The sequence below is a fragment of the Pseudomonas sp. SWRI68 genome, assembly GCF_014269165.1.
Classification (GTDB): Bacteria; Pseudomonadota; Gammaproteobacteria; order Pseudomonadales; family Pseudomonadaceae; genus Aquipseudomonas; species Aquipseudomonas capeferrum.
The window spans coordinates 1-1,255 of sequence record NZ_JABWRU010000053.1 but is presented as its reverse complement, the minus strand read 5'-3'; the positions used below and the strand labels follow the sequence as shown (position 1 = coordinate 1,255).

Below are 1,255 nucleotides of genomic sequence, written 5' to 3'. Positions count from 1 at the left end.
GTCCAGAACCAGGTTTTCGAACTTCCAAGCATCAGCGCCGCTGACTGCTTGCAGGCTCTGCTCTACCGGCGCGTTGGTCCCAACGTAAACGTTGTCAGGCGCGGTAACGGTAACGAAGCCCGAGGTGCTGTTGGCCGGCACAGTGATGACCGTCTTGCCGTCACTCAGGGTGAAGTACAACGGCGCGTGGTTATCGATCGGCAGACCGTCTTTGTTGGTCAGGGTGACGGTGTAGGTGATCTCGCCACCTTCGGTAACCGAAGGGGTAGCGGTCAGCTTGGCGATGACATCGTCGGTGGTGTCGGTGACTTTGACCGACGCCGCGTCGCCCAGTTGCAGGTTCTCGAAGGCGCGACCATCGATGTCTACTGCCGATTTGATACCCAGACTGATTTCGCCGGCGTCCTTATAGACGTCGTCGCCCTGCGCATCGTGGGTGTAAGGCTCGCTCGAAGTCTCACCAGCCTTGATGGTGACCTGAGCGTTGTTGCTCAGGGTCACGACCAGGTCGTGCGCCAACGCGGTGTTGATGTGGACGGTGAAGGTCGGTTTGACGTTCTCGGCAACCGAGACCTGGTCAGCAGTGATGGTGACTTTGACCACGTCGCCTTCGTTGCCTGGTGTACCCGGCTCGTCGGTGACCGTAGTGCTGACCGGGGTCTTGTCCAGAACCAGGTTCTCGAACTTCCACGCATCAGCGCCGCTGACCGATTGCAGGCTCTGCTCTACCGGCGCGTTGGTGCCAACGTAAACGTTGTCCGGTGCAGTCACGGTGGTGAAACCGCTGGTGCTGTTAGCCGGCACAGTGATGACCGTTTTGCCGTCACTCAGGGTGAAGTACAACGGCGCGTGGTTGTCGATCGGCAGACCGTCTTTGTTGGTCAGCGTAACGGTATAGGTGATCTCGCCACCTTCGGTCACCGAAGGGGTAGCAGTCAGTTTGGCAATGACATCGTCGGTGGTGTCGGTGACTTTGACCGACGCCGCGTCGCCCAGCTGCAAGTTCTCGAAGGCACGGCCATCGACATCGACGGCGGACTTGATACCCAGACTGATCTCACCAGCATCTTTGTAGACGTCGTCGCCCTGTGCATCGTGGCTGTACGGCGCGCTGGTTTCGCCCGCCTTGATGGTGACGGTGGCGTTGTTGCTCAGGGTCACGACCAGGTCGTGCGCCAACGCGGTGTTGATGTGGACGGTGAAGGTCGGCTTCACGTTCTCTGCGACCGAAACCTGATCGGCCGTGATGGTGACC

Annotated in this window: 1 protein-coding gene; it reads right to left on the bottom strand. The window is 59.7% G+C overall.

Annotated elements, in window-relative coordinates; genetic code table 11:
- On the bottom strand, positions 1–1,255 hold a 1,255-nt coding region (locus tag HU770_RS26735; protein ID WP_346769589.1), incomplete at both ends, for an immunoglobulin-like domain-containing protein.